General features: G+C 53.1%; 25 protein-coding genes and 1 pseudogene. 15 read left to right on the plus strand and 11 right to left on the minus strand.

Annotated features, from left to right (window positions below; translation table 11 throughout):
• The first annotated feature begins 158 nt into the window (after nucleotides 1-158).
• Nucleotides 159-1,955 (plus strand): IlvD/Edd family dehydratase, encoded by a 1,797-nt coding sequence (locus RC74_RS02945; protein ID WP_039000725.1) that lies wholly within the window; start codon nucleotides 159-161, stop codon nucleotides 1,953-1,955.
• A gap of 69 nt (nucleotides 1,956-2,024) precedes the next feature.
• Here RC74_RS02945 and RC74_RS02950 read toward each other — a convergent pair whose 3' ends face one another.
• The gene (locus RC74_RS02950; protein WP_039000754.1) at nucleotides 2,025-2,864 is read right to left on the minus strand and encodes a fumarylacetoacetate hydrolase family protein; all 840 of its coding nucleotides are present in this window, start codon (nucleotides 2,862-2,864) and stop codon (nucleotides 2,025-2,027) included.
• A gap of 156 nt (nucleotides 2,865-3,020) precedes the next feature.
• Here RC74_RS02950 and RC74_RS02955 point away from each other — a divergent pair, with 156 nt between their 5' ends.
• Together RC74_RS02955 and RC74_RS02960 are read left to right on the plus strand one after the other, a co-directional pair.
• A complete protein-coding gene (locus RC74_RS02955) occupies nucleotides 3,021-3,704 on the plus strand; it encodes a GntR family transcriptional regulator (protein WP_039000724.1) in 684 nt (227 codons plus the stop codon).
• Between the two features lies 1 nt (nucleotide 3,705).
• Entirely contained in the window at nucleotides 3,706-4,614 is a 909-nt protein-coding gene (locus RC74_RS02960; RefSeq protein WP_039000723.1) for a sugar kinase, read from the plus strand.
• An 80-nt stretch (nucleotides 4,615-4,694) separates the two neighbouring features.
• Here RC74_RS02960 and RC74_RS02965 read toward each other — a convergent pair whose 3' ends face one another.
• The 4 genes from RC74_RS02965 to RC74_RS02975 all read right to left on the minus strand — a co-directional run bounded on the left by RC74_RS02965 (nucleotide 4,695) and on the right by RC74_RS02975 (nucleotide 8,457).
• Entirely contained in the window at nucleotides 4,695-5,864 is a 1,170-nt protein-coding gene (locus RC74_RS02965; RefSeq protein WP_039000721.1) for a Gfo/Idh/MocA family protein, read from the minus strand.
• A 2-nt stretch (nucleotides 5,865-5,866) separates the two neighbouring features.
• On the minus strand, nucleotides 5,867-6,925 hold the full coding sequence (locus RC74_RS02970) for a sugar phosphate isomerase/epimerase family protein (protein WP_039000719.1): 1,059 nt from the start codon (nucleotides 6,923-6,925) through the stop codon (nucleotides 5,867-5,869).
• Nucleotides 6,926-7,133: 208 nt separating this feature from the next.
• Entirely contained in the window at nucleotides 7,134-7,274 is a 141-nt protein-coding gene (locus tag RC74_RS22040) for a hypothetical protein (RefSeq protein ID WP_156477404.1), read from the minus strand.
• Nucleotides 7,275-7,422: 148 nt separating this feature from the next.
• Nucleotides 7,423-8,457, minus strand: a complete 1,035-nt coding sequence (locus RC74_RS02975) for a LacI family DNA-binding transcriptional regulator (RefSeq protein WP_039000717.1) — start codon at nucleotides 8,455-8,457, stop codon at nucleotides 7,423-7,425.
• A gap of 189 nt (nucleotides 8,458-8,646) precedes the next feature.
• Here RC74_RS02975 and RC74_RS02980 point away from each other — a divergent pair, with 189 nt between their 5' ends.
• The 6 genes from RC74_RS02980 to RC74_RS03005 all read left to right on the plus strand — a co-directional run bounded on the left by RC74_RS02980 (nucleotide 8,647) and on the right by RC74_RS03005 (nucleotide 14,746).
• Complete coding sequence (locus tag RC74_RS02980) at nucleotides 8,647-9,879, plus strand: ABC transporter substrate-binding protein (protein WP_039000716.1); 1,233 nt, start codon at nucleotides 8,647-8,649, stop codon at nucleotides 9,877-9,879.
• A 118-nt stretch (nucleotides 9,880-9,997) separates the two neighbouring features.
• Complete coding sequence (locus RC74_RS02985) at nucleotides 9,998-10,894, plus strand: carbohydrate ABC transporter permease (RefSeq protein WP_039000715.1); 897 nt, start codon at nucleotides 9,998-10,000, stop codon at nucleotides 10,892-10,894.
• Nucleotides 10,895-10,931: 37 nt separating this feature from the next.
• Nucleotides 10,932-11,777: a carbohydrate ABC transporter permease gene (locus tag RC74_RS02990; protein ID WP_082802395.1), complete on the plus strand. Its 846-nt coding sequence runs from the start codon at nucleotides 10,932-10,934 to the stop codon at nucleotides 11,775-11,777.
• Between the two features lie 3 nt (nucleotides 11,778-11,780).
• Entirely contained in the window at nucleotides 11,781-12,863 is a 1,083-nt protein-coding gene (locus RC74_RS02995; RefSeq protein WP_039000712.1) for an ABC transporter ATP-binding protein, read from the plus strand.
• Between the two features lie 5 nt (nucleotides 12,864-12,868).
• Nucleotides 12,869-13,615: a sugar phosphate isomerase/epimerase family protein gene (locus tag RC74_RS03000; protein WP_039000710.1), complete on the plus strand. Its 747-nt coding sequence runs from the start codon at nucleotides 12,869-12,871 to the stop codon at nucleotides 13,613-13,615.
• 9 nt (nucleotides 13,616-13,624) lie between these two features.
• Nucleotides 13,625-14,746, plus strand: coding sequence for a Gfo/Idh/MocA family protein (locus RC74_RS03005; RefSeq protein ID WP_039000709.1), 1,122 nt, complete (start codon nucleotides 13,625-13,627; stop codon nucleotides 14,744-14,746).
• Nucleotides 14,747-14,793: 47 nt separating this feature from the next.
• Here RC74_RS03005 and RC74_RS03010 read toward each other — a convergent pair whose 3' ends face one another.
• On the minus strand, nucleotides 14,794-15,585 hold the full coding sequence (locus RC74_RS03010) for an N-acyl homoserine lactonase family protein (RefSeq protein WP_039000708.1): 792 nt from the start codon (nucleotides 15,583-15,585) through the stop codon (nucleotides 14,794-14,796).
• 154 nt (nucleotides 15,586-15,739) lie between these two features.
• On the opposite strand from RC74_RS03010, the gene RC74_RS03015 reads away from it, so the two are divergent.
• Genes RC74_RS03015 through RC74_RS03025 form a run of 3 tightly spaced genes read left to right on the plus strand, consistent with a single transcriptional unit; the run spans nucleotide 15,740 to nucleotide 18,177 of the window.
• Nucleotides 15,740-16,846 (plus strand): isocitrate/isopropylmalate dehydrogenase family protein, encoded by a 1,107-nt coding sequence (locus RC74_RS03015; protein ID WP_039000707.1) that lies wholly within the window; start codon nucleotides 15,740-15,742, stop codon nucleotides 16,844-16,846.
• Nucleotides 16,843-17,868, plus strand: a complete 1,026-nt coding sequence (locus RC74_RS03020) for a Gfo/Idh/MocA family protein (RefSeq protein ID WP_039000706.1) — start codon at nucleotides 16,843-16,845, stop codon at nucleotides 17,866-17,868. Before RC74_RS03015 ends, RC74_RS03020 begins: the two co-directional genes overlap by 4 nt.
• Nucleotides 17,869-17,877: 9 nt before the next feature.
• Nucleotides 17,878-18,177, plus strand: coding sequence for a putative quinol monooxygenase (locus RC74_RS03025; protein ID WP_039000705.1), 300 nt, complete (start codon nucleotides 17,878-17,880; stop codon nucleotides 18,175-18,177).
• Nucleotides 18,178-18,207: 30 nt separating this feature from the next.
• Here RC74_RS03025 and RC74_RS03030 read toward each other — a convergent pair whose 3' ends face one another.
• From RC74_RS03030 to xylF, 3 genes are all read right to left on the minus strand, one after another.
• On the minus strand, nucleotides 18,208-18,969 hold the full coding sequence (locus tag RC74_RS03030; RefSeq protein ID WP_039000704.1) for an ATP-binding cassette domain-containing protein: 762 nt from the start codon (nucleotides 18,967-18,969) through the stop codon (nucleotides 18,208-18,210).
• 15 nt (nucleotides 18,970-18,984) lie between these two features.
• Entirely contained in the window at nucleotides 18,985-20,250 is a 1,266-nt protein-coding gene (locus RC74_RS03035) for a sugar ABC transporter permease (RefSeq protein ID WP_039000703.1), read from the minus strand.
• A gap of 148 nt (nucleotides 20,251-20,398) precedes the next feature.
• Nucleotides 20,399-21,418 carry a D-xylose ABC transporter substrate-binding protein gene (gene xylF, locus RC74_RS03040; protein ID WP_039000702.1) on the minus strand — a complete coding sequence of 340 codons (1,020 nt, stop codon included), beginning with the start codon at nucleotides 21,416-21,418 and terminating at the stop codon, nucleotides 20,399-20,401.
• Between the two features lie 223 nt (nucleotides 21,419-21,641).
• Here xylF and RC74_RS03045 point away from each other — a divergent pair, with 223 nt between their 5' ends.
• The 3 genes from RC74_RS03045 to RC74_RS03050 are packed head-to-tail and all read left to right on the plus strand — an operon-like array spanning nucleotide 21,642 to nucleotide 24,401.
• Nucleotides 21,642-22,874, plus strand: a complete 1,233-nt coding sequence (locus tag RC74_RS03045; RefSeq protein ID WP_039000701.1) for an ROK family transcriptional regulator — start codon at nucleotides 21,642-21,644, stop codon at nucleotides 22,872-22,874.
• Nucleotides 22,861-23,151 (plus strand): hypothetical protein, encoded by a 291-nt coding sequence (locus tag RC74_RS23485; protein WP_335339574.1) that lies wholly within the window; start codon nucleotides 22,861-22,863, stop codon nucleotides 23,149-23,151. The genes RC74_RS03045 and RC74_RS23485 overlap by 14 nt, the downstream gene beginning before the upstream one ends.
• A 44-nt stretch (nucleotides 23,152-23,195) precedes the next feature.
• Nucleotides 23,196-24,401, plus strand: a complete 1,206-nt coding sequence (locus tag RC74_RS03050; protein WP_335339575.1) for a CRTAC1 family protein — start codon at nucleotides 23,196-23,198, stop codon at nucleotides 24,399-24,401.
• Here RC74_RS03050 and RC74_RS03055 read toward each other — a convergent pair.
• Together RC74_RS03055 and RC74_RS03060 are read right to left on the minus strand one after the other, a co-directional pair.
• Complete coding sequence (locus RC74_RS03055; RefSeq protein ID WP_039000700.1) at nucleotides 24,398-25,708, minus strand: cytochrome-c peroxidase; 1,311 nt, start codon at nucleotides 25,706-25,708, stop codon at nucleotides 24,398-24,400. The genes RC74_RS03050 and RC74_RS03055 overlap by 4 nt on opposite strands.
• Nucleotides 25,705-26,705: pseudogene (locus tag RC74_RS03060) on the minus strand (aldose epimerase family protein). Before RC74_RS03060 ends, RC74_RS03055 begins: the two are co-directional and overlap by 4 nt.
• Nucleotides 26,706-26,723 lie beyond the last annotated feature (18 nt).

The following is a 26,723-nucleotide window of genomic DNA, read 5'->3' on the forward strand; positions in this document are numbered from 1 at the left end:
CTGGAATATCAGTGATTAGGTTCAAGAATTCACAATGTGGAACAAACTTCCAGAGAATGCCCTTGCAAACACCCCCCTAACCCGCTTTGGTATGCCCAGTCAGAGGCCATATAAACAAGGCGCTCTCCCCCTTAAACCCAGTGCAAGGACTTGCAATAATGACCGAAAATTCAACTAAACTCCGCTCGCAACAATGGTTCGACAACCCAGAAAACCCTGGAATGACAGCCCTGTATATTGAGCGGTATTTGAATTTCGGCATCACGCGCGAAGAGTTGCAATCCGGCAAGCCGATCATCGGCATCGCTCAAACAGGCAGCGATTTGTCCCCCTGTAATCGCCACCACATTGAGCTTGCTAAACGCACACGCGACGGGATTATTGCGGCGGGCGGGATTTGCTTTGAATTCCCGGTGCATCCAATTCAGGAAACAGGCCGCCGACCCACGGCAGCCCTAGATCGAAACCTTGCCTATCTTGGTTTGGTCGAAGTTTTGCACGGCTACCCACTCGACGGCGTCGTTTTGACCATCGGGTGTGACAAAACCACCCCTGCCCTCCTTATGGCCGCCGCAACAGTCGATATTCCCGCGATCGCGCTTTCGGTTGGCCCCATGCTTAATGGCTGGCACAAAGGCAAACGCGCGGGGTCTGGCACCGTGATTTGGGACGCGCGCCAAGAATTGGCGACAGGCGCAATTGACTATCCAGAATTCATGGATATCGCTGCCGCCTCCGCCCCTTCGGTTGGTTATTGCAATACAATGGGCACCGCAAGCACGATGAATTCGCTTGCCGAAGCTTTGGGCATGCAGCTTCCCGGTGGCGCAACAATCCCTGCGCCGTATCGCGAGCGCGGCCAGATCAGCTATGAAACTGGCAAACGCATCGTCGCGATGGTCAACGAAGACCTCAAGCCCAGCGATATTATGACGCGCGAGTCCTTTGAAAATGCGATTGTTGTGAATTCAGCAATCGGCGGCAGTACAAACGCCCCGATTCACCTCATCGCGGTCGCCGCACACCTTGGGATTGACCTCACGAACGCCGATTGGCAAAAACATGGGCACAGCACACCATTGTTGTGCAATGTACAGCCCGCTGGTGAATATCTGGGCGAAGATTTTCACCGCGCAGGCGGCATTCCGGGTGTGTTTGCCGAGTTGATCGGCGCGGGTGCTCTACCTCATCCCAACGCTCGGTGCGTGACAGGAACAAGCATGGGCGAGGCCTATGCAGGGGCAAGTGTTAGCAATGCCGACGTGATTTATCCCTATGCGGCGCCGCTCAAACCGGCCGCTGGATTTGTCGAGCTTACCGGTAACCTTTTCGACAGCGCCATCATGAAAACAAGCGTGATTTCAGAGCATTTCCGCTCGCGGTATCTCTCGAACCCCGACGATATGAACGCCTTTGAAGGACGCGCCATCGTGTTTGACGGCCCCGAGGATTACCACGCGCGCCTTGACGATCCATCGCTCAATATCGACGATAGCTGCATCCTTGTGATGCGCGGCGCGGGCCCAATCGGCCATCCCGGCGGCGCGGAAGTTGTAAACATGCAACCGCCGACCGAGTTGATCAGACAGGGAATTTCCGAACTGCCCTGTATCGGTGACGGGCGTCAATCGGGCACCTCTGGCTCTCCGTCGATCCTGAATGCATCCCCCGAGGCCGCAGCCATGGGCGGTTTGGCCCTAGTGATCACGGGCGACATAATTCGCGTCGATCTGAACAAAGGGTCCGCCGACATCCTGATCAGTGACGAAGAGCTGGCAAAACGCCGTGCCGACCTCGAAGCAGCGGGGGGCTACCCCTACCCCGCGCACCAAACACCGTGGCAAGAAATCCAACGCGGTATGATCGAACAATTCGACAAGGGTATGGTGCTTAAACCTGCGGTGAAATACCAAAAAGTTGTGAGCAAACACAGAGTTCCACGCGACAACCACTAAGTCGGCGTTAAACGAAAAGCGCCCCGAAGAGATAATCTGCGGGGCGTTTTATTAGAAATTCAGAATGGCTTACAGCTCTTCAACGACCTGTTTTTGCGCGCCCAGACCATCAATTCCCAGCTCAACAGTATCGCCAATTTTCAGGTAACGTGGCGGCTTCTTGCCCATCCCAACACCCGGAGGGGTACCCGTACAAATCAAGTCGCCCTCTTCGAGCATCATAAAGCTGCTCATATAGGAAACGATTGTTTTCACGTCGAAAATCATCTTCGCTGTGGTTCCGGTTTGCATACGCTCCCCGTTTACATCAAGCCACATTCCAAGATTTTGAACATCCGCAAAGTCGTCTGGCGTCACAAGCCACGGGCCGGTCGGACAGAAGTTTAGAAAACTTTTGCCTTTCATCCACTGGCCACCACGTTCGGCCTGCCATGCGCGCTCGGACACGTCATTAACTACGGTAAAACCTGCGACATGGTCCATTGCTTCGTCTGGCCCAACGCCAAAGGCCGTTTTGCCGATCACGATCCCAAGTTCAACTTCCCAATCGAGCTTCGTCATATGCGCCGCGTAGAACAGCGGCGCATTGGGACCGCAAAAGGAACTAGAGGATTTGTTAAACAGAATAGGTTCGTCTGGAACAGCTAGTCCCGACTCTGCCGCATGATCCGAGTAGTTCAAACCAACACAATAGATATTCTTAGGTTGGCTGATGGGCGTGCCGATACGTGGATCGCCAGCATACTCGGGGAATTCACCGAGGTCCAAACCATCAAAAACGCCTGTCAAATCGGCGAGGGTCGTGGGGCCAAAGTCGGCAACAACGCTCGACACGTCGCGCACAACGCCATCAGCATCCAGAACACAGGATGTTTCAGCGCCCTCTTTGCCCATACGAAGAAATTTCATGCTTGTATCCTTTTGCAATTTGGCGCGCATCGCACCGTAAACTGAACTCATCCGAACATGTCATACCGTTCGGCCCACTGGAAGGGCTTGCTTCCTTCGCGAAAACTAATATGCTAGTCTGCAAGATGCTTCAACCCGCTTTTGGAAGAACAACGAATGGCTCTGTCAAATACTACCCGTCGCGCGCAATCCGCGACCGAAGCCCTGCATGACATTCTGTTTCATCAGATCGTTTCTTTGGAATTGGAACCCGGCAAGAAAATCTCCGAAAGCGAAATTGCGAGCCAATACGACGTAAGCCGCCAACCCGTGCGCGATGCTTTTTATCGGTTATCCCAACAAGGGCTTCTTCGTATTCGTCCGCAAAAAGCAACCGTTGTCACTCATATATCGATCCCAGATCTGCGCCGCGCGCGGTTCATTCGCGTGGCCCTCGAAAAGGAAATCGTTCGGGAGGCCGCCAAGAATATGACGCCAACCGCCATCGGCACGCTTAAGGATTTGATCGAAGCACAGGCCGTAGTTTTGGACCAAGGGTCCATTATCGCCTTTTATGAATTGGATGAACTCTTTCACCAAGAACTTTGCAGAATTGCAGGCCAACCGAAGGTCTGGCACCTTATTTGCGACACAAAAGCCCCAGCGGATCGCGTGCGGTTTCTGAGCCTCGCCTTTGACAGCCGAACGGCCCTTCAAGACCACAAGGACATCCTTTCCTCCCTTGTTTCTGGCGACGTGCTCTCCGCTTCGGATCAAGTTGAAACCCATCTCTCGCGTGTCTTAACAGCCTTACCGAGAATCCAAGCCAACCACCCAGATCGTTTCAAGGAAACAACCTGATATGACGCAGAAAAACTTTATGGCCATTGGCGAAGCGATGATCGAATTGGCCGTCGTTGGACCAGACACCTATCGCCGCGGATTTGCGGGCGATACTTTCAACACCGCGTGGTATTTGGCCAAGAAAATGCCAGAAGCGTGGAAAACGTCTTATTTCACGGGCCTAGGTTCAGATTCTGCCAGTCAGGAAATGCGGGCTTTTGGAGCCGCCGCAAATATCGACATGTCCTTCGCGCGGGACGTTGCGGGCAAAACCGTCGGCCTCTATATGATCCACTTGGACAACGGCGAGCGCAGCTTCTCATACTGGCGTTCGGATTCCGCGGCCCGTCAAATGGCTGGCGACCAAAGCACCCTACGCACCGCATTTGCATCGGCGGATGTCTTGTTTTTCTCTGGCATCACAATGGCTGTTATCCTACCTGAGCACCGCGATACTTTTCTTGCTGAATTGGCCTATGCGCGCAAAGCTGGAAAAACAATTGTCTATGATCCAAACCAACGTTTGCGTCTTTGGACAGATCAGGCTGAAATGGTGGCCGTCAATACAAAGGCCGCCCAAGTCTCGGACATTGTGTTGCCGTCCTTTGACGAAGAACAGCTATTTAACGGCGACAAAACTCCCGAAGCGACCATCGCGCGGTACCAATCGCTCGGCGTGAAAACCGTTGTTGTCAAAAACGGTGCGGCTTCGGTTATCGCCCAAACTCTGGGCGGGACACCCCTCACAATCGCGCCAAACATCATCGATAATGTCGTGGACTCAACCGCCGCTGGCGACAGTTTCAACGCAGGTTTCTGTGCCTCTTACTTCACGGGCGGCACCCTGAGCGACGCGATCAAAGCCGGCGCGAGCCTTGCCGGACAAGTGGTACAAGCGCACGGAGCCCTCGTCGCGCTTACGGAATAAATCTTCTGGTTTTCGGGCCGATACCGGAGGATTTATGGCCGCACCAATGCGCATTTTGCCCAAAGGTGCGGCCAATCAATTTATGCAAACTTAACCCACGCAGAATCCCGCGCCGAGGAGCGCACGCAGGCGTCGATGAATTGCACACCCTTTAGACCGTCCTGAACGGTTGGGAAAACAACTTCGCTTGGCACGTCTTTTCCGGCCCGCTTTGCCAGTATCGCTTCTGCCGCCTCGGAGTAAATCGTGGCGAACCCCTCAAGATACCCTTCCGGATGCCCTGCGGGAATGCGACTAACCCGTGCGGCGGCCGCGCCCGTTCCGGCCCCTCCGCGTGTTAGCAACCTCTTGGCTTCACCAAATGGGGTATACCAAAGATAGTTTGGGTCCTCTTGGGCCCACTCAAGGCCACCCTTCTCTCCATAAATCCGCAAGCGCAAGCCGTTTTCATTGCCAACGGCAACCTGTGAACACCACAGCATCCCCCGCGCACCGCCTTCATAGCGCAGCATCACATGCGCGTTGTCGTCCACTTGGCGCCCCGGTACAAAAGCCTGCAAATCGGCACAAAGCGTTTCAACCTCAAGACCGGATACAAAGCTCGCGAGGTTAAACGCATGCGTTCCAATGTCGCCCGTTGATCCGCCCGCGCCCGACTTGGTCGGATCGGTGCGCCACGCTGCTTGTTTATTGTCGGGATCGGCGGCTTCGGCCAACCAGTCCTGAGCATACTCAACTTGCACCAAACGGATTTTACCCAACGCCCCACTCGCGATCATTTCACGCGCTTGGCGGATCATCGGATAGCCTGTGTAGTTATGCGTGAGCACAAACAATGCGTCCGAAGCCTCGGCAGATTTCACCAGCTTTTTTGCATCCGTCAACGTATGCGTAAGGGGCTTGTCGCAAATAACATGGATGCCCCGCTTCAGGAATTCACGCGCCGCATCCATGTGAACATGATTGGGCGTAACGATCGCGACCGCTTCAATCCCATTCTTGAGGCGCGCCTCGCGGATCGCCATTTCCTTATAGCTGGAATAAATTCGATCCTCGGCCAATCCCAACGCAAGGCCAGATTCCAGAGCGCGTTCAGGGGTGCTCGAAAGCGCCCCCGCGATTAGGTTGAATTTGCCATCAATACGCGCGGCAATCCGATGAACTCCGCCAATGAATGCGTCTTTACCGCCGCCGACCATACCTAAGCGTATGGGGCCCTCTAAGGCTTCGTTACGTCCTGTGATCGCCATTTCTATGCCTCCAAGCCAAGCATTTTGCGATTAGCAGCGTCGTCGGTGCCACCATCTGCAAAGTCGTCAAAAGCCCGCTCCGTTACACGAATAATATGGTCTTTGACAAATTGCGCCCCTTCGCGCGCCCCATCTTCGGGATGTTTCAGCGCACATTCCCATTCGACAACGGCCCAGCCATCAAAATTATTCGCAGCCATTTTTGAGAAGATGGCACCGAAATCGACTTGGCCATCACCCAAGCTGCGGAAGCGCCCAGCGCGATCAACCCAGCTTTGATACCCGCCGTAAACGCCTTGGCGACCTGTCGGGTTAAACTCGGCATCCTTAACATGGAACATTTTGATACGGTCTTTGTAGATGTCGATATTATCAATGTAATCAAGGCACTGCAGAACATAGTGGCTGGGATCATATAGCATATTGCAACGCGCGTGATTGTTGACGCGCTCAAGGAACATCTCGAACGTCACGCCATCATGGAGATCCTCACCCGGGTGGATTTCATAGCAAACATCCACACCACAATCTTCTGCGTGGTCAAGAATCGGCAGCCAACGCTTCGCCAATTCGTCAAATGCCGCGTCAACAAGTCCGGCTGGGCGCTGTGGCCAAGGGTAGACATACGGCCAAGCGAGAGCGCCAGAAAATGTCCCATGCTTGGTAAGCCCAAGGTTTTTGCTCGCTGTCAAACCCATTTTAACTTGATTGACCGCCCACTCTTGACGCGCTTTGGGATTGTCCCGCACGGTGGGGGCAGCAAAGCCGTCGAACGCGATATCATATGCCGGATGGACAGCAACCAGTTGTCCTTGCAAATGCGTCGAAAGCTCCGTAATTTCAACGCCGTTTGCACGCGCTTGCCCTGCGAGTTCGTCGCAATAATCTTTAGATGTTGCTGCTTTTTCTAGGTCGATGAAACGCGAGTCCCAGCTGGGAACTTGCACGCCCTTATAACCGCAATCCGCCGCCCATTTGGTGATACCGTCCCAAGAATTGAACGGTGCCTCGTCGCCCGCGAATTGCGCAAGAAAGAGGGCTGGCCCTTTTAATGTTTTCATTATTTCCTCCAAAATGAACCTTCCCCGAAATCGCAAAAATGCGTGGGTTGGCATAACGTAATCGATTACAATCGACAAAATCAAGCTATGTAAACGGTTACGGTCTGATTTTCGGAGAAAAGATTCGGCAGCTGCAAAACCAAAAGTCTTGCATCGCGTGGGTTTTGAATACTGAAACTAGCTTCGGGGCATTGCGGCAGTTAAAGCCCTAGGCGGTAGTGTTGATCAGCCATCCACCTGGACCTGCAACGTCATTTGGCAGCGTCGCAATCATCGCTTCCCGCACCAAGAAACACGCCATAAAGCTTAAGGCGACTTGATCAAATGTAATGGCCGTAAAAAAAGACATGTTGTTCTCGCAGTTAAGCTCAAAGGGGCGTGCAAATGCACTATTCCCTAAAATGCGCTTGAGATTGCGGCGCCAACATGGCGAAATACAGAATTCATTAAGACATCTCTTAACTGGATCGACCAGACTATAAGGCTCCAGTAGTGGACTATACTTTTGGTAGAAATCTACCCGTACTTTCGCGACTTATTAATTCGACTGGCACTGTGTGTCTAAAATAAGGGTCGATATTTGAGGGGTCACGTAGGCGTGACAGCAACGTGGTGGCGGCGACCCGCCCGATTTGACTCCGATCTTGGCGAATTGTCGTTAGGGACGGGTGGTAATATGCTGCGAGGCCCACGTCATCAAATCCAATAACAGACACGTCTTCGGGAATGCGCATTCCCTCGGACAAACATCTCTTCATGAAGCCAATGGCCATAAGGTCCGACGCACAGAAAATCGCGCTCGGCTTATCCTCAAGGGCCATATACATGTCCGCCGCCTGCGCACCCGTCACAAGGCGAAAATCGCCGGGAAAAACCCACTCGTCGCGCACTTCCATACCCAATTTCTTTGCTTCTGTAAGAAACGAATCACGCCTCATGGGAGTCAAAACATTTTCGGCGGGTCCACAAACGTGACCAACAGTTTTATGTCCAAGGTTCGCAAAATGTTCCGCAGCCATGCGCGCGCCTGCAGGATTATCGCTGCGAATCGATGGAATACCTTCCGATTCACCCCACTCGCAAGCATATATAACCAGATGCTCGGCTTCGGTGCCGCGCAACGATGTGATCGCCTCAAGCGGGATGTAGCCGTCCAGCAAAATGATGCCATCCGCCTGCCCGTCCCGAAACACATCGACCAGACTAAAATTGGGTTTACTTTTGTTTTCGGTATCAGCCACCAGTAGTGAGTAACCTGCCCGCGAGAAAACCTGTTCAATTCCAGAAATTATTTGCGAAAAGAACGGGTTAGATAGGTTTGGAATCAAGACGAGAATGGCACTCGTCTTCTGGGTTCGTAGATTTCTAGCCGCGCGATTGACACGATATCCGGTGACCTTTACGGCTTCTAAAACCGAACTTCGCGTCGCTTCAGAAACCACAGACGGGTTGCTCAATGTGCGGCTTACGGTGGCCGTCGAAACCCCCGCAACACGTGCAACATCTTGTATTCTCGCCCTGTTCGAATTCATGCGGTGGTCCCCAAAAATTATTTCTCTATCTACTCTGTGGAAAAGATTAATCCAAGGGCTTGACAGAATCGCGCGTTCGTTGAAATCTACCTGTAATCGATTACAGCACCTATTTCACACAAAGGCGCAACATTGTAATCGATTGCAAAAGGCGCTCAGGGAGGCGCTGGACACAATTGGGAGGATACTATGAAAATTCGTAATGCACTTGTTGCGACAACTGCGCTCTGCGCAGCGTCGACAGCTTATGCGACTGATTTGGAAGTCACACACTGGTGGACATCCGGCGGCGAAGCGGCAGCTGTTGCTGAATTCGCCGAAGCATTTAACGCGACTGAAGGCAACACTTGGGTAGATGGCGCCATTGCGGGCGGCGGCGGCGTTGCGCGCGGCGTCATCGTGAGCCGTATTCTGGGCGGCGATCCGATGCACGCCACACAGTTGAACCACGGTCGTCAGGCCGAGGAGCTCGTCGAAGCCGGCCTCATGCTTGACCTCACTGACGTCGCAACCGAAGGCGGCTGGCGCGACATCGTGCACCCCGTTTCCTTGCTTGATAGCTGTACCCTCGATGGCAAAATCTACTGCGTGCCTGTGAACATTCACTCATGGCAGTGGATCTGGTTGTCGCACAAAGCCTATGCCGACGCTGGTGTTCCGGTTCCTGCGAACTGGGACGAATTCGTGGCTTCCGCTCCTGCATTACGTGAAGCTGGCAAAGTTCCACTCGCTATGGGTCAGCAATCTTGGCAATCCGCCGGTGCTTTTGGCGTGATGAATGTTGCTATTGGTGGCCTTGACCTCTGGACAAAAGTTAACGTCGACAAGGATGCAGAAGCTGCAGCCTCTCCGGAAATGCTGAAAGTATTCAAAGCCGCAGCAGACGCACGTGAATTCGCAGTCGGCTCCAATGTCTCTGACTGGAATCTAGCTACTGCAATGGTGATTAACGGCGAAGCCGGTGGTCAAATCATGGGTGACTGGGCACAGGGTGAATTTGCAGTGGCAGAGCAAGTTGCTGGAGTTGATTATACATGCCTTCCGGGTTTGGGTGTGAATGAAATCATCTCAACTGCTGGCGACGCATTCTACTTCCCTAAGCAAGATGATCCGGAAATTGAAGCCGCTCAAAAAGAGTTGGCTAAATTGTTGCTTTCCAAAGAAGTACAGGTGGACTTCAATCTGAAAAAAGGTTCGCTTCCAGTACGGGGTGACATTGATCTTTCTGCCGCAAACGACTGTATGAAAAAAGGTCTCGAAATCCTCGCCGCAGGCAATATCATGCCAGGGGGCGATCAAGTGCTTTCACCGGATACATCTGGCCAGATCGAAGATCTAATGGTTGAGTTCTGGAATGACACGTCGATCACAGCCGAAGACGCACAATCGCGCTACGCTGAGATCATTGCAAACGCGGACTGATCCTCCCCGATTGTAACGTGCCTCCGAATGCATGTCGTTCGGGGGCATATTTTTTCATTCCAAATGAGGTTCCACCCTTTGAAATGAGGGCGCACCTTCCTGAAAGAGAGTCCTTCCAATGGCGGATGCAAAAAGGCCCAACCAGCTTTTTCGCAACCTAAACGCCAAAGTCGCCGCGCTTCCAATGATCGCGACTGCCTTGGTAATTTTTGTAGGTTGCACAGTGTGGACGGTTGTCCACTCCTTCACGAAATCCAAATTGTTACCCAAACTAGACTTTGTTGGTCTTGACCAATACGATCGCCTTTGGTCGACAAATAAATGGCTAATTTCGATCGAGAATCTCGCGATTTTTGGATTTTTCTCTCTGGTCCTTTCAATATCGATCGGCTTCTTTCTGGCAACGTTACTTGACCAAAAAATTCGGTTTGAGAATACGATCCGCACCATCATCCTTTACCCGTTCGCCCTGTCCTTCGTCGTAACTGGCCTTGCGTGGCAGTGGATTTTGAACCCAGACTTTGGCATCCAAAGTGTCGTGCGTTCAATGGGGTGGGAAAGCTTCAATTTTGATCCGTTGTATAATCAGGACCTCGTTATTTATGGCATTCTCATCGCGGCGATGTGGCAGGGTACCGGTTTGATCATGGTGCTCATGCTCGCGGGCCTACGCGGAATCGACCAAGACATCTGGAAAGCGTCCCGTGTGGACGGTATCCCACGTTGGAAAACCTACATCTTTATTGTGATCCCGATGATGAAACCTGTCTTTATCACCGCGCTCGTTCTCATCGCTTCGGGGATTGTGAAGGTCTATGACCTCGTCGTCGCCCAAACAAACGGTGGGCCGGGGATCGCTTCTGAAGTGCCGGCAAAATACGTCATCGAAAGCATGTTCAAAAACCAAAACCTCGGACAGGCCTTCGCCGCGTCAACCATGATGCTCGTGACGGTTCTGATCATTCTTGTCCCCTACGCGTATCTAGAATTCGGAGGGAAACGCCGTGAAAAATAATCTTACCGGACCCCAAGGTCCCAAACCCAAAAAACGTATGAGCCCCAACAACATCATGCTCTATGGTACGCTTCTTTTGGTGACGATGTACTACCTCCTGCCCCTCTATGTGATGGTTACGACCTCCCTTAAGGGCATGCCGGAAATCCGACTGGGCAATATCTTTGACCTCCCCGTCGAGGTCACGTTTGAACCATGGGTGAAAGCGTGGAGCACGGCCTGTACGGGTTTGAACTGCGACGGGTTAAGTCGCGGATTTATGAACTCGGTCCGCATCCTTATCCCCTCGGCAATTCTGTCGATTTTGATTGCCTCTGTGAACGGATATGCGCTGGCTAATTGGAAGTTCAAAGGCTCGGAAGTTTTCTTTACCATCCTCATCTTCGGGGCTTTCATCCCTTACCAAGTGATGCTCTATCCCATCGTTCTTATCCTGAAGAACCTCGGCCTAATGGGGTCGCTCTGGGGGCTTGTTTTGGTGCACACGATTTTCGGAATGCCGATCCTAACGCTCTTGTTCCGCAACTATTTCACAAGCTTGCCCGACGAACTATTTAAGGCGGCCCGTGTAGATGGCGCTGGCTTCTGGGGTATCTACTTTCGCGTGATGCTGCCCATGAGCCTGCCCATTTTTGTTGTGGCAATGATCATTCAGGTCACGGGTATCTGGAACGACTTCCTTTTTGGGGTCATTTACACCAAACCGGCGATTTATCCGATGACGGTTCAGCTTAATAATATCGTGAACTCCGTCCAAGGTGTGAAGGAATATAACGTCAATATGGCGGCAACCCTTCTGACCGGTCTCGTTCCCCTCATTCTCTACTTTGCTTCTGGCAAGCTCTTCGTACGCGGCATTGCTGCTGGTGCGGTGAAAGGCTAAATCATGACAAGCGTATCTATCAAAAACCTCGACCTAAACTTTGGTGCCGTTAAGGTTCTCAAAGACCTAAATCTGGATATTCCAGAGGGCGAATTTCTTGTTCTCCTTGGGTCATCTGGCTGTGGAAAATCCACATTGCTCAACTGTATTGCGGGTCTTTTGGATGTCTCGGGTGGGCAAATTCACATCAATGGTGAAAACGTCACTTGGGCCCAACCCAACGAGCGCGGCATCGGCATGGTGTTTCAATCCTACGCGCTTTACCCACAGATGACAGTCGAAGGAAACCTCTCATTTGGCCTTAAAAACGCCAAGGTTCCCAAGGCCGAAATCGCCAAACGGGTCGCGCATGCCGCAGAAGTTTTACAAATTGAACCCCTGCTCAAGCGCAAACCCGCGGCCCTGTCTGGCGGGCAACGTCAACGTGTTGCCATTGGCCGCGCCCTCGTGCGCGACGTGGATGTCTTCCTATTTGACGAGCCACTGTCAAACCTCGATGCACAACTTCGCGCTGATCTGCGGGTTGAAATCAAACGCCTGCACCACCAACTCAAAAATACCATGATCTACGTGACCCACGATCAGGTCGAGGCCATGACCCTCGCGGATCGCATTGCCATCATGAAAGGCGGATTAATCTACCAGCTCGACAGTCCCGACGTGATTTACAACAAGCCTTGCAACAAATACGTCGCAGAGTTTATCGGCTCCCCCTCCATGAACTTCTTTGAAGGCGAAATCACGACGGACGGTGCCCCGATGTTCGTGACGGCTGGCCACTCGATCCCGATCTCAAATTACGAGTTCATCTCCAAGCCCGCCGCAGGCAAAGGCTGGATGGGCATTCGACCCGAACACATTGTGACCGGAGAGGCCGTCGATGCTGCGGATTTCGCCTTGGACACCACCGTTGAGCTTGTTGAACCCATGGGAAGCGACACCATTGTTTGGTGTGAAATCATGGGGGTGCGCATTCGTCTTCGCATGGATGGGCAATCGAAGGTCCGCGACGATGATAAGATACGCATTGGCTTTGACGCAGCCCGACTCTCTCTTTTTGAAAAAACCACTGAAAACAGGATTTAATCCCTATGACCGCTTCTTTTCAGCTTTATAGCGCCCGCAATTTCACCCCATGGGACGACGTTTTCGCAACGATTTCATCCCTTGGATATACGGGCGTTGAGGGCTACGGCGCCCTTTACGTTGACACCGCCAAAGTACGGGCCGCAATGGATGCCACGGGCCTTTCCATGCCAACCGCCCACGTTGGTATCTTCGATACCGAGGACAATTTTGAAGATGTTGTGGCAACGGCAAAAGCCCTCGGGATCACGTCAATTTTCGGCCCACACATCGTTGAGGAAGATCGGCCAACAGACAAAGCTGGATGGAAGGCCTTCGCAGCCCGTCTTCAAGCGATCAGCAATGCACTTGCCGCACACGGCATTTCCTATGGCTGGCACAACCACGACTTTGAATTTGTTGCCTGTGACGACGGCTCCATTCCAATGGAAACCCTGCTTGAAGCTGCCCCTGGATTGATGTGGGAAGCCGACATCGCGTGGATCGTGCGAGGCGGTGGCGATCCCATTGCATGGATCGAGAAGTACGGCGACCGCATCACCGCCGTCCACGTCAAAGACATCGCGCCCGTTGGCGAGAACGCAGACGAGGATGGTTGGGCAGACGTCGGTGAAGGCACCATGGATTGGGCAGGCATCCTCGCCGCCGTCCGTAGCAAAACACCCGCGAAACACTTCGTTATGGAGCACGACAACCCAAGCGATATCAATCGCTTCGCGACACGTTCCATCAACAACTACAAAAACCTTTAAGGTAATAAAATGACCAAAAAACTTGGAATCGGTATTATTGGCGCGGGGAATATCTCCGCGGCCTACCTGCGGCTTGCGCCGATGTTTAAAGGCATCGAAATGCGGGCCGTCGCAGATTTGAACATGAAAGCCGCCCAAAGCCGCGCCACAGAATTCGGCGTCCGCGCTGAGACCGTTGAGGGCTTACTGGCTTCTGATGACATAGATATCGTCGTCAACCTGACAATCCCTGCGGCGCATTTTGCGGTGTCCAAAAGCATTCTCAACGCGGGTAAACACGTCTACTCGGAAAAACCTTTCGTGCTCACCCTCCAAGAGGGCGCAGAAATTGCGGCTTTGGCGGCGGAAAAGGGTCTGCGCGTCGGCTCTGCTCCGGATACGTTTATGGGCTCCTCGCACCAGCATGTGCGCGCAATGATTGACGACGGTACATTGGGAAAAATCACCTCTGGCACGGCCTTCGTTATGGGGCATGGCATGGAGCATTGGCATCCAAACCCCGATTTCTTTTATCAGCCGGGTGCCGGACCCGTGCTCGATATTGGCCCCTATTATGTGACCAACCTCGTACAGCTCCTTGGCCCAGTGGCTCGTGTTGCGGCACTGACATCAACGCCTTCATCCGAGCGCCTGATTACATCCGAGCCACGCAATGGCGAAACGATTCCAGTGGGTACACCAACAACCATCCACGCCCTGCTTGAGTTCAAATCAGGGGCCGTAATTTCGATGGTCACCAGCTGGGACGTTTGGCAACACGACCATTCCAACATGGAACTTTATGGCCAAGAAGGCACAGTACATGTGCCCGACCCAAACTTCTTTGGCGGCGATATTCGCATCACCAAACGGGCCGATTTTGTGGATCTTCCGAGTGGATGGGATCACCCTTTCTCGGTTCCAAACGACGGCGAACACGCAAACTATCGCGCGGCGGGTCTGTCCGATATGGCCATCGCAATTTCCGAGGGTCGGCCACATCGCTGTTCCTCCGAGCTTGCGCTCCATGTCGTCGAAGTTATGACGAGCATTCTGGCCGCAGGCGAAGCGCGCAGTTTTGTTGAAATGACAACAACCTGCAAACGCCCCGCCCCCATTGGCCCAAAAGAAGCCCGCGCGCTTCTCTCCTAAAACAACGAGGGCGTCGCACAGCATGTACTCGGCGCCCTTTTCACGTTCTAAACGCGGCCAGAATCCAACCGCCAAACAAACCCCGACGTCCCCACCTCGGGATAGTAATCGCGCACCAGTGGATCATGCCCAGGGATAACCCGCGTTTTTTCACCCGCCGCCAAGGCCGTGATTTTGTCAAAGCCCATCACCATATCCTCGACGTCCACGACGATCGGAAACGGCTTACGGTCTAAATAATTCTCATAGTAATGCGAGGCATCCGATGCCAAACACAGCGGGCCGTTCTCGGTCTCGACCCGAACCGCTTGTAAGCCGCGCGAATGCCCACCAATCCGGTGCACCGTGATCCCCGAAGCAACCTCGCCATCACCTTTATGAAACACAACGCGCCCCGAAAAAACGTGGCGCACCATGTCGCAAACATGCTCGGCAGTATAGGGCATTTGCAACGTTGGATCACACATACATGGCCCCGTGGCGAACCCCATTTCGATCTCTTGCAAATGGAATTGAGCATTCGGATAACGGTCCAACCCTCCCGCATGGTCATAGTGAAGATGGGTGATGATGACCGTGTCGATACTCTCGGCGGAAACATTCAACGCCTCAAGCGCAAGCGCCGGATCACGCAGGATCGGACGGTCACGGCGCTTTCCCTCGGCCTCATCATACCCCGTATCAACCAAAATATTGCGCACGCCATCCGTCAAAAGCCACACGAAATAGTCCATCCCATGTTGCGCCGCAGGGTGATCGTCGAAAATAAAGCTATCCGCCCGTGTTCGCGTGTTCCTCTCAGCGTATTTTATCGCGAAGACATTCCATTTGGTGCTCATTTCGGCCTCATTTCCCGCTTTTAAACTTTAAAAAGTTTCACATTTTTCAGTTTACCCAATTGATAATCTTGTGCAATCGTATTAATGAGTTTATTAATGTATTTATTAGCAAATCCGTAAAGCGGGTAAACACCGTTAAACCCAAAGGACGAACATGGCGCATATTCCAACAATTTCTCTGATTAAAGGCGATGGTATTGGCGTGGACGTCGCGGAATCGGCTTTTGCGGTTATGGATGCGGCGCTCCTTCGTTGCGGGGCGGTTGCGCCCAAGGTGCAAGAAATTGCGGCTGGTGCAGGATACTTTGCGCAAACTGGTTTGGATATCGAACCCGGAGGGGAAGAAAAAGCTGGCGAGGCTGATGCAATTTTTCTTGGCGCCATTGGCCTTCCCTCCATCCGCCAAGAAGACGGAACAGAGGTCTCGCCGCATTTGCGCTTGCGGGACCGGTATCAACTTTACGCAGGTGTGCGCCCCATTAAGGCCTATCCGAACGCCCCCCAGCGCCTCGCAGACCCCCGCGCAGCTGGTATCGATATGATCATTTTGCGCGAAAGCACCGAAGGGTTGTTTTACTCCGCTGCCGTCCACAAACGGGCCGAAATCATCCCAAACGTCGAAGTGCGCGACATCATGCGGATCACACGGGCAACGACGGAAAAGCTGCATGAATTTGGATTCAAGCTGGCTGAAAAGCGGCGAGCGCGTGGAAAATCGGGAAATCTAACCTGCGTGGATAAGGCGAACGTCTTCACCAGCCAAGCATTTTTCCGTCAGATTTTCGATGAAACCAAGGTTCGCTATCCAGATGTGAATGTCTCCTACAACTATGTTGACGCGATGGCGCTTGACCTTGTGCGCCAACCTTGGAACTTTGACGTCATGGTGATGGAAAACATGTTTGGCGATATTCTGAGCGACCTCGCTGGTGGCCTCGTTGGCGGCATGGGCATGGCGTCTTGTGGGGAAATCGGTGAAACCATTGGCCTGTTCCAACCCGCGCACGGCTCGGCACCTGACATCATGGGGCAGGATAAAGCAAACCCTCTTGCGGCGATCCTGTCGGCGGGCCTGATGTTGGACTATATCGCGACCAAAACCCAAGCCGAAAACTATGAAGCAGCAGGCGCCCTAATCGACGCCGCAGTGGACGCGGGCTTTGCCCAAAACCGCCTGCGCCCGATGGAGTTTGGGGGCGACATGGGCACCATCGCAGTCACTGAAGAACTTATCAAAATTATCGGTGAATTGCCCAAATGACAAACCTGCGCGTCGGGGTTGTGGGCCTCGGATATTTTAGCCAGTTTCACCTAGACGCATGGCGTGACATCCCCTCCACGACCCTCGCGGGCGTCTTTGATCTCGACTCCGCTCGAACTCAAGAAATTGCCGCAAAGTACGGCGTTTCTGGCGCTCGGTCAGCTGCGGAATTGGCAGGCCAAGACCTCGATATCGTCGATCTGGTTGCGCCACCTCCGGCACACAAAGCGCTGGTTGAGCAATTCGCAAAATCTGGCCGCATCCTGATTTGCCAGAAGCCCTTTTGCACGTCATATGAAGAGGCAAAGGCCGTGTGCGAGTTTGCGAAATCCCGTGATTGTACATTGATTATACACGAAAATTTCCGTTTCCAACCGTGGCACCGCGCGATCAAAACGGCCTTGGATACGGGGCTCCTTGGTGAAATTTATCAGGCGCGCTTTGCCCTTCGGCCCGGTGATGGACGTGGGCCTGATGCCTATCTTTCCCGCCAGCCCGCGTTTCAGAGTATGCCGCGATTGCTCATCCATGAAACAGGTGTCCATTTTGTCGACCTGTTTCAGTATTTCTTTGGCCCGATCTCCTCGATTTATGCCGATTTGGTGCGGCTGAACCCCGCGATAAAAGGCGAAGATGCAGGCATTTTGATCGCCCACCACGAAAACGGAACACGCGCCGTATTTGACGGAAATCGCCTCATGGATCACGCAACGGATTCACCAAGGCGCACCATGGGAGAAATGGAAATCGAGGGCGAAAAAGGAACCCTGCGCCTCTCTGGTATGGGGGAGATTTCCTTTCGTGCTTTTGGCGAGAACGAGGCCGTTAATATTGCCGTCACCGCCCCTGTTGACGAAGCACGTTTTGGCGGCGGGTGCGTTCAGGCCCTCTGTGAGCACATCGTAGAAGCCCGCGCGGGTCGAGTGCCTTTCGAGAATACCGCCGAAGACTATTTAAGCGTCATACTTGCGACACAAGCGGCCTATAGGTCCGCCGAAACAGGTCAGAAACAATCCCTTTAGGAGGCTTATATGTTTGCCGTAACCGTATCTTTTACCGTCGCCGACGAGTTCGTAAATGACTTCGCCGCGCTCATCGAACACAACGCCGCAGCGTCTGTAAGGGACGAGGTAGCTTGCCAGCACTTTGACGTCTGCACAGACCCGTCAAATACGTCCCTCTTCTTCCTGTATGAAGTTTATGATGATGCCGCGGGTTTTGACGTGCACCTCGCCAGCGCACATTTCAAGGCCTTCAGCCAAGCCAGCGCGCATATGGTTGTGGCCAAAAACATTACCACTTTCCAAAAAGTAACGGCGGCCCACGCATAGCAGGCCGCCGTAAAACAATAGCGTTTTGGATTAAGCTTCGGCTTTCTCATGGGGATGTTTGCCTAGAATAATCATCCCAAGCAGATCTTCATCGGTTACGCTATCCACATCCACGGTGCCAACAAGTTTCCCGTGCTGCATAACGCTTGCACGATCACAGAGTTGCATCACATCGTGGATGTCGTGGCTAATCAGAAAAATCCCGATGCCTTCGGACTTGAGCTGCTGGATAAGCTCGGCAACCATTTTGGTTTCTTGTGGTCCAAGAGCAGCAGTTGGCTCATCCATAATTAGGATACGCGCGTTGAAATACACAGCGCGCGCAATCGCAACAGACTGGCGTTGCCCACCTGAGAGCGCGGACACAGGGCTGTCGAACTTGGCGAAATTCGGGTTCAAGCGCGACATGATCTTGCGTGTCTCGGCTTCCATGTGGTCATCGTCGACCGTGCCGAAAGCAGTGACCAATTCGCGGCCCAAGAACAAGTTGGACGCCGCATCGAGATTATCCGCCAGCGCGAGCGTCTGGTAGATCGTTTCGATGTTATAGTGGCGTGCATCGCGAGGATTGTTGATCGTCGCCTTTTTGCCCTCGACCCAAATTTCTCCCGAATTGGCGTGATATGCGCCCGAGAGAATTTTGATCAAAGTCGACTTGCCCGCGCCATTGTGCCCCAAAAGGCCCACAACTTCGCCTGGGTAGAGATCGACCGAAACATCATCAACCGCTTTGACACCGCCAAAGGAAATCGAGATGTTCTTCATCTCTACGAGAGGTGTTTTATCTGTCATTTTCTGGTTCCTCCCTTAAACGCCGACTTTACGACGATATACGATGTCCACATACACAGCTAACACGAGAACAAAGCCTACGACCATGTTTTGCAACGGTGCATCGACGCCAACGGACGCCATGCCCGATTGCAGTGTTTGCATAATCGCGGCCCCGATGACGGCGCCGTAAATCGTTCCGAAACCACCTGCGAGTGCTGTGCCGCCAATAACGGCCGCCGCGATAACGCGCAATTCGTCCAGCGTTCCTAGCCCGACATCAACCGATCCAAGCCGCGCCGAAGCAACCACCGCAGACAAGCCAGTCAGCGCGCCCATGAGCGCAAAAACTTTGACTGTCAGCATGCGTGTATTGATCCCAGAAAGCTCTGCCGCTTCCGGATTGCCACCGGTTGCATAGACATAGCGGCCAAAACGTGTGCGTTTTGAAATAAACGTCATGCCGACCGTTACCAACAAAAGGATGACGACTGGAATTGCGACACCGTGGTTGAGCGACAATGTATCCGTCAACACCAGCCCACGTTGTTCAGCGACCCGTTCCCGCGCACCTCCAGCGATTTCATAAGAGTTCAGTGCCCAGACAAAACCCAAAGTTAGCCCCACCGCGATTGCGATAAGTGTCCCTTCGGCCCATGCTGGCTTGACGACAAATCCATGGTTCGATTTGCGACGACGGCTCATAAGGATCATGGCAACAGCAACGAAAGACGCGAAAAGACCGAAGCCCCAACTTAGCTTCTCGCCCAATGTCCCATCCGCACCCCCGCCAAGAAGCTTGAATGTAGGGTCAAGTGGCGCAACAGTTTGCCCCTGCGTAACCCACCACATCGCACCGCGAAAAATGAGCAACCCACCGAGTGTGACGATAAAGGCGGGTACGGTCAGATAACCAACGACCCAGCCTTGGATGCCGCCAATAACCAGCCCCATAAGAACCGCAGCAACAACCGCAATCACCCAAATGGACCCATTCCCAAGGCCCAAATACTCGGGCAACACGTGCACTTGAAGGGCGGCAACGGTCATACCGATAAAGCCAAGCATCGAACCGACCGAAAGGTCGATATTGCGCGTCACGATTACGAAAACCATACCGGTGGCCATGATGGCGACCGACGACGTTTGGACCGAAATATTGAACAAGTTGCGCGGCGTTAAAAACCGTCCGCCGGTCCACAAGTCAAAAACCACCCAAAGAACAACAAGCGCACCAATCATCCCTAGCAGGCGAGGATCGAGTCCCACGTTGTTCACGAATTTTTTCGCTGAATCTTTCATATATTGCGCCTCTCCCGAGCGACAAACGACCTATCTATCGCAAAATGTTGTGTATCCCGTGCTTGGGACCACAATATCAGATAAATGCGATGTTAGGAAAATTTATTGAATGTTCCCCCGACCAGAATGGCCAGGGGAACGGATTATCTTAGTTACAGGCTGCGAGTTCAGAACCGGCGCAGAGGGCTTCTTTAGAAATCCAACCAGCGTCCAAAACGACACTGATGTTGTCAGCAGTCACAGGCACTGGTGAAAGGAATTTTGCTTTCAGTGTCGTACCTGACGGCGAAGTCCAATCAGCGGAACCATCGATCATCGCCATATTGTCTTCGGCAAGAGCAACAGCGATTTCAGCTGCAGCTTTACCAAGTTCACGTGCATCTTTCCAAACGGAAACTGTTTGAGTGCCCATCGCAACGCGGTTCAGAGCAGCGTGGTCACCGTCTTGGCCGGACACGGGAATACCTTGCATACCCTGCGCAGTCAAAGCAGCAACAACACCGCCAGCGGTACCGTCGTTAGAAGCAATAACAGCGTCAACTTTGTTGTCGTTTGCTGTTAGGATTTGCTCCATGTTGCGTTGTGCGTTCGCAGGAACCCAGCCATCAGTGTAAGCTTCACCAACGATTGTGATGTCGCCAGCGTCAACTGCTGCTTGGATGATCTCTTGCTGGCCGCCACGAAGGAAGTCTGCGTTCGGATCAGTTGGCGAACCTTTGATCATAACGTAGTTGCCTTTTGGCATAGCTTCGAGAACCGCGCGCGCTTGCATGCGACCAACTTCAACGTTATCGAATGTAAGATAGAAAGCACGGTCGTCTTCGATCAGACGGTCATAAGCTACAACAGGGATACCCTCGTCGGAAGCTGCTTGAACTGCTGGGCCAACCGCTGAAGCGTCTTGAGCCAAGATGATCAACGCGTTTGCGCCTTGAGCGATCAAGTTTTCAATGTCCGAAAGCTGTTTTCCAGAAGAAGCTTGTGCGTCTGCGGAGATATAAGTCGCGCCAGCAGCTTCAAGAGCAGCTTTAATCGCAGCTTCGTCAGTTTTCCAACGTTCTTCTTGGAAATTAGACCAGCTCACACCAACAACAACGCCATCGGCCAGTGCTGTGGTGCCCATTGCTACAACCATAGCTGCAGCGGCAAATCCAGTAAGTTTTTTCATTAGATCCTCCCAAAAGATTTTTTTGTCCCCGCAAATCACTAGAATCGCGGTGATCGTTATAGTGTTAGCACTATTAAATTCAGAGGTCTAATTAAATACGCGACTTTCGAATAATTCTGGTTCATACTGCGGGCTGCACCGTTAAATTATCGGTGCTATATATCGCAGACTGCGGGAGCATTGCGCCCTCGAAATCTACATATTAACTGGGAGGGGCGAGTTCTTGGCAAAATCGGACAAAACTTCATCGGCAACAGACCAAAGAGAATCTGGCAGGTTGCAAGTCATTTCCGCCATTCGAAAGGCCGAAGAAATTGCCCGCATTGATATTGCCAAAATCACTGATTTCAGTCCCGCGACGGTCACGTCAATAACGAGCGAGCTGTTAAGTGCGGGCCTTATCGAAGAAGTTGCTGTCGATGAAGCCACGCGCGATACAAAACGGGGGCGCCCCCGGGTCGCCCTTAAAATCCGTGGCGCGGCCCATTGGGTCGCCGGCATCAAAGTCTCGAACAAAACGGCGACCGTGGCGCTCATGGATTTTGAAGGGCATACCTTTGCCGAGTTCGAGACTCCCCTGCCCAAAAGCCAGCTTTCCGGTGAGGATATGGTCGATTTTATCCTCCATTCCTTGGAAACAGCAACATCTGAGGCAGGAATTTCGATTTCTGACCTATCTGGGCTGGGTGTCGGGGTTGCGGGTATTATTGATGCGTTGCGGGGATTTGTTTACTGGTCGCCCTCCATGACCGAGCGCAATGTGGATTTGCGAGACATGTTGGAAAACGTCATCCCCTTGCCCGTGTTTATCGACAATGATGCCAACCTCGTGGCCAAAGCTGAACAACTTTTTGGAATGGGCAAATCCCACCGCGATTTCATCGTGGTCACCATTGAACATGGGGTTGGGATGGGGATCGTTATTGACGGCCAAATCTATCGCGGAACGCGTGGCTGCGGTGCGGAATTTGGCCACACAAAAGTGCACCTAAACGGAGCACTTTGCCGCTGTGGGCAACGCGGCTGCCTCGAAGCCTATGTGGCCGATTACGCCGTTTTGCGCGAGGCAAGCATCGTGGCATCCTCCATGGGTGACGAAACATCGGAAAAGAAACTCGAGGAGCTTTTCAATGCGGCAAAGGCCGGTGATCCCCTCGCCAAATCAATCTTCCAACGGGCGGGTACAATGTTTGCCATGGGCCTTGCAAATATCGTCAATATTTTTGACCCCGAGCTTATTATTCTCTCTGGCGAACGGATGCAATTTGACTATCTTTATGCGGATGAAGTTCTTGAAGTGATGAAAAAATCGGTAGTCCAGATCGACGCACCACTGCCGCAAGTTAAAATCCATAAATGGGGCGATTTAATGTGGGCCAAGGGCGCTGCCGCTTATGCCATGGAAGGCGTCACGGAACATGCAATTCGGAAAATTTCGCAAGATGCACAAAGTTAAAATCCTCGTCGTGGTTGCTGCAAGTCTCAGCACATCCGCGTTTGCCGCTCCTGAATTTACACGCCTTCCCGCGCCGCCTCATCAGTATGTTGGTGGGTGGGAACATTATGTCGGTGGCGGCCTCGCCGCGTTCGATTGCAACGGAGACGCTTTGCCCGAGCTTTATGCCGCTGGTGGCGAAGCTCCTGCCGCCCTGCTCCTCAATACCACAGCCCATATCGGCGACACGCCGACGTTTTCCCACGCGACCCCCGACAACCTCGCACTCACGGGGTAACAGGCGCTTATCCGATTGATATCGACAGCGATGGACACATCGATTTGGCCATATTGCGTGTCGGGGAAAACCGTTTTCTGCGCGGGTTGGGCGACTGTGCGTTTACGCCGTTCACCAGCCTTGATTACATCCCAGATACCGCTTGGACCACGGCGTTTTCGGCCACATGGGAGGGCACAAACACCCTGCCAACAATGGCCTTTGGAAACTACGTCGACCGCAATGATCCCGAGGGGCCCTTCGGGACCTGCGATGAAAATACGCTTTTGCGGCCAAAGGACGGCACATACTCCACTCCCACACAACTCGCCCCCGGTTTTTGCGCCCTTTCCATCTTGTTTTCCGATTGGTCACGCAGTGGTCAGGCTGATTTGAGAGTCTCAAACGACCGACATTATTATGTCAAAGGTGGCTCTGAGCAAATGTGGGAAATGGCCCCCGAACCACGGCTTTATACTCAAGCGGACGGCTGGAAAGACTACATGATTTGGGGCATGGGAATCGCAAGCCGCGACCTGACTGGCGACGGGTATTCCGAGGTCTACCTCACCTCCATGGGCGACCAAAAACTACAAAGCCCCACAGGCGACGGCACCCCAAATTTCATAGACTACACCTATGAGCGCGGAACCACCGCCCATCGTCCCTTCACGGGTGAAGATGGCCGCCCCAGCACAGGGTGGCACGTCGCCTTTGGCGATATCGAAAACAACGGACGTGACGACATTTTTATCGCCAAAGGCAATGTTGAACGCATGGCTGGCGCGGCCATGGAAGACCCGAACAACCTCTTGATGCAAGATGAAAACGGCAATTTCTCGGAGCAAGGCGACGTTGCAGGCATCGCAAGCCTCGTGCGCAGTCGCGGCGCGGCGCTGGTCGATTTCAATGGCGACGGTCTGCTTGATCTGGCGGTCAATAACCGCAAGGCCGACATTGAGTTGTATCAGAATACATCTACGGACACCGGAAATTGGGTGAGCCTAAAAGTTCAACAAGCTGGCGTTAATCGGGATGCCATCGGCGCTTTTGTCGAGGTCAAAACGGATACAGGCGTTCAAACGCGTGAAATCACCATCGGTGGCGGACATGCTGGTGGCGAATTGGGACCGTTGCATTTTGGGCTTGGGATGGCCAAAACTGCAACCGTTCGTGTTATTTGGCCAGACAACACAACATCCGAGTGGTACGATTTCACACCGAACCAGCCCTTTGTTTTTCAGCGCGATGAGGGTCTTAAACCGCTTTAATCAAGCGGCAATCCACTGGGAACACGCTGGGGAATCCCCAAACGCCCTTGTCCCATTTTTGTGTCGTCGAGGGTTGCAAGAAACGCCATGAGCGCATCAACATCGCTATCGGTTAAACCGTGATTTGGAGCCAATTCGGACGCCGCAGCGATATCTGATATTTCCTTTTCGTCCGCCCGAATACCCCAGTCCTCAACTTCCGAAAACGCTGGGAGCCTTGCGAGGGCTGGGTCGTAGTTTTCCAATGACGCGACAGGCGACAAATGGTGCTCAACGACATCGCGCAAATCCGAATAGGCCCCCGCGTGCCCGTAAGGCCCCGTGACGGAAAGATTCCGTAAACTTGGGGTGCGAAAGGCATAGGCATCTTGGGATTTCCCCGTCACCCCCATGCGCCCCGTATCCCTTACATGGTTCTCAAATGGTGCGGCTTTTCCGGGTCCGAGTTGCGGCATGGCAATGGCATGAAACGCGTGATCTGTTTGGAACTGGCCACTGTGGCACGTGCCGCATTGCGCCTCCCCATAAAAAAGCTCCATCCCCAAAAGGGCCGCGCCCTCTAGCACCCCTTCACCGCGCAAATGACGATCAAAAAGACTGTCATCGGCGCGCCATTCAAAGGCAATAAAATCGGCAATCACATTCGCAATGTGTTGGAACGTGATGGGCGTCTCGCTACCGATTTGGGCGTCAAACATTGCGCGATATTCGGGGATATTCTCAACCCGCGCAGCGATGATATCCCACGCACCACCTTCTTGGCTGCTTTGGCCCATACGGACCGCTTTTGAAACGTCATTTTCCGAATAGTGACCCGCCATTTCGTCGGCAGATAGGACGGGAAACATCGCCTGCGCCGCGAGGGGCGACTTAAATCCCGTAACCATTTCCACACCGAGGGGCGTGCGCATGGCGCTTGGCTTATCCGGACTCGCCTCAATCCGCCCGTCATGGAACATGACCGAAAATTCGGTGGCACCGAGATTCCACAGCGCCGGAGCATTGCGCGGAATGCGCGCTTCAGGTGGGTTTTTCGGATCATGGATGCGCTTCATTCCAAGCCCAATGCCGCCTTCGCCGATCCCCAGAGAAACCCCATCCGACGTTCCCAAACTTGGGTGATGGCACGTCGCGCAGGCGATATTTTTGTTTCCGCTCAGGATCGGATCATAAAATAGGAACTGGCCAAGTTGCACATTTGCGGCCTCAAGATCAGGAAAAACCGCGTTGGCTGTTGGCAGTGTTGACGCCACATCGGCGAGTGCTGTTGTTCCCAAAAATGCGAAAACAAAACATATGGGTTTCATATGGGTTTCCTATGGATATCAACCACCAGTTTTTGGAAATAGGGACTGTCGGGCGTTGCAATCGGCTGATCGAAACCCATCTGATTAACGGCGTTCGGAAAATGCTGCGCCTCAAGACAAACGCCCGAATACGAGCCTATTTTTTGGCCGTTTTGCCCAGTCATTTCGTTGACGTAGTGACCCGTATAAAGCTGCAATCCCGGCTCTTGAGTCGTCAATTCAAGGCGAAGGCCATTAGGAGCCACAAGTGTCACCGAGGGGTTTTCATCCCCCAGAACCAGGTTGATATCCATCCCTTGCTTTGCTGAATCCACTGAAGAAATCAAACCGCCCGCCTGAAAATCATAGCGGGTATCCGTGACGGGCAGCACCTCCCCAGTAGGGATATTCTCTGAATCCGTAGGTGTATATTTTGCCGCATCAACCGTGAGGTGGTGGCCCCGAATATCGCCCTGCCCCATCAAATTATAGTAGCTGTGCTGTGCGAGGTTAATCGGTGTCGGGCGGTCTGGCGTTCCCGTCATCTCATAAGTCAAAGCCGAGCCTTGCAGCGAAATCGCATAGGTAAAATCCACCGCCGCAGGAAAGCCTTCTTCCCCGTCTGGCGAGTGATAGGTAAACAATACACGGTTCTGGACGGTATCAATTTCTGCCGTGAACAGACGTTTCGCGAGGCCAACATGCCCCCCGTGCAGCATATTCTGCCCCTCGTTCTGGCTGCATTGAAAGGCCTTGCCTTGCAACTCAAAACGCCCCCCGCAACCCGATTTGCAACACGTCCCGCGATGGCCCCGAAGTAATAGGGGTTTTGCAAATAGGTCGCGGGGTTTTCATGCCCCAAAACGACAGGAATGTCTTGGCCTAAGTGGGACACGCGCCAATCGCGTGTAACGGCACCCACCGTCAGGAATTTTACCTCAGAGGCACCATCAACAAGGGTGATTTCATCGATGCCCACGCCATTCTCTGCGCGGGCAACTGTTTTACGTGTAATCATAGGGCCTCCGAAAATTCA

Origin of the sequence: Falsihalocynthiibacter arcticus (assembly GCF_000812665.2) — a bacterium.
Taxonomy (GTDB): Bacteria; Pseudomonadota; Alphaproteobacteria; order Rhodobacterales; family Rhodobacteraceae; genus Falsihalocynthiibacter; species Falsihalocynthiibacter arcticus.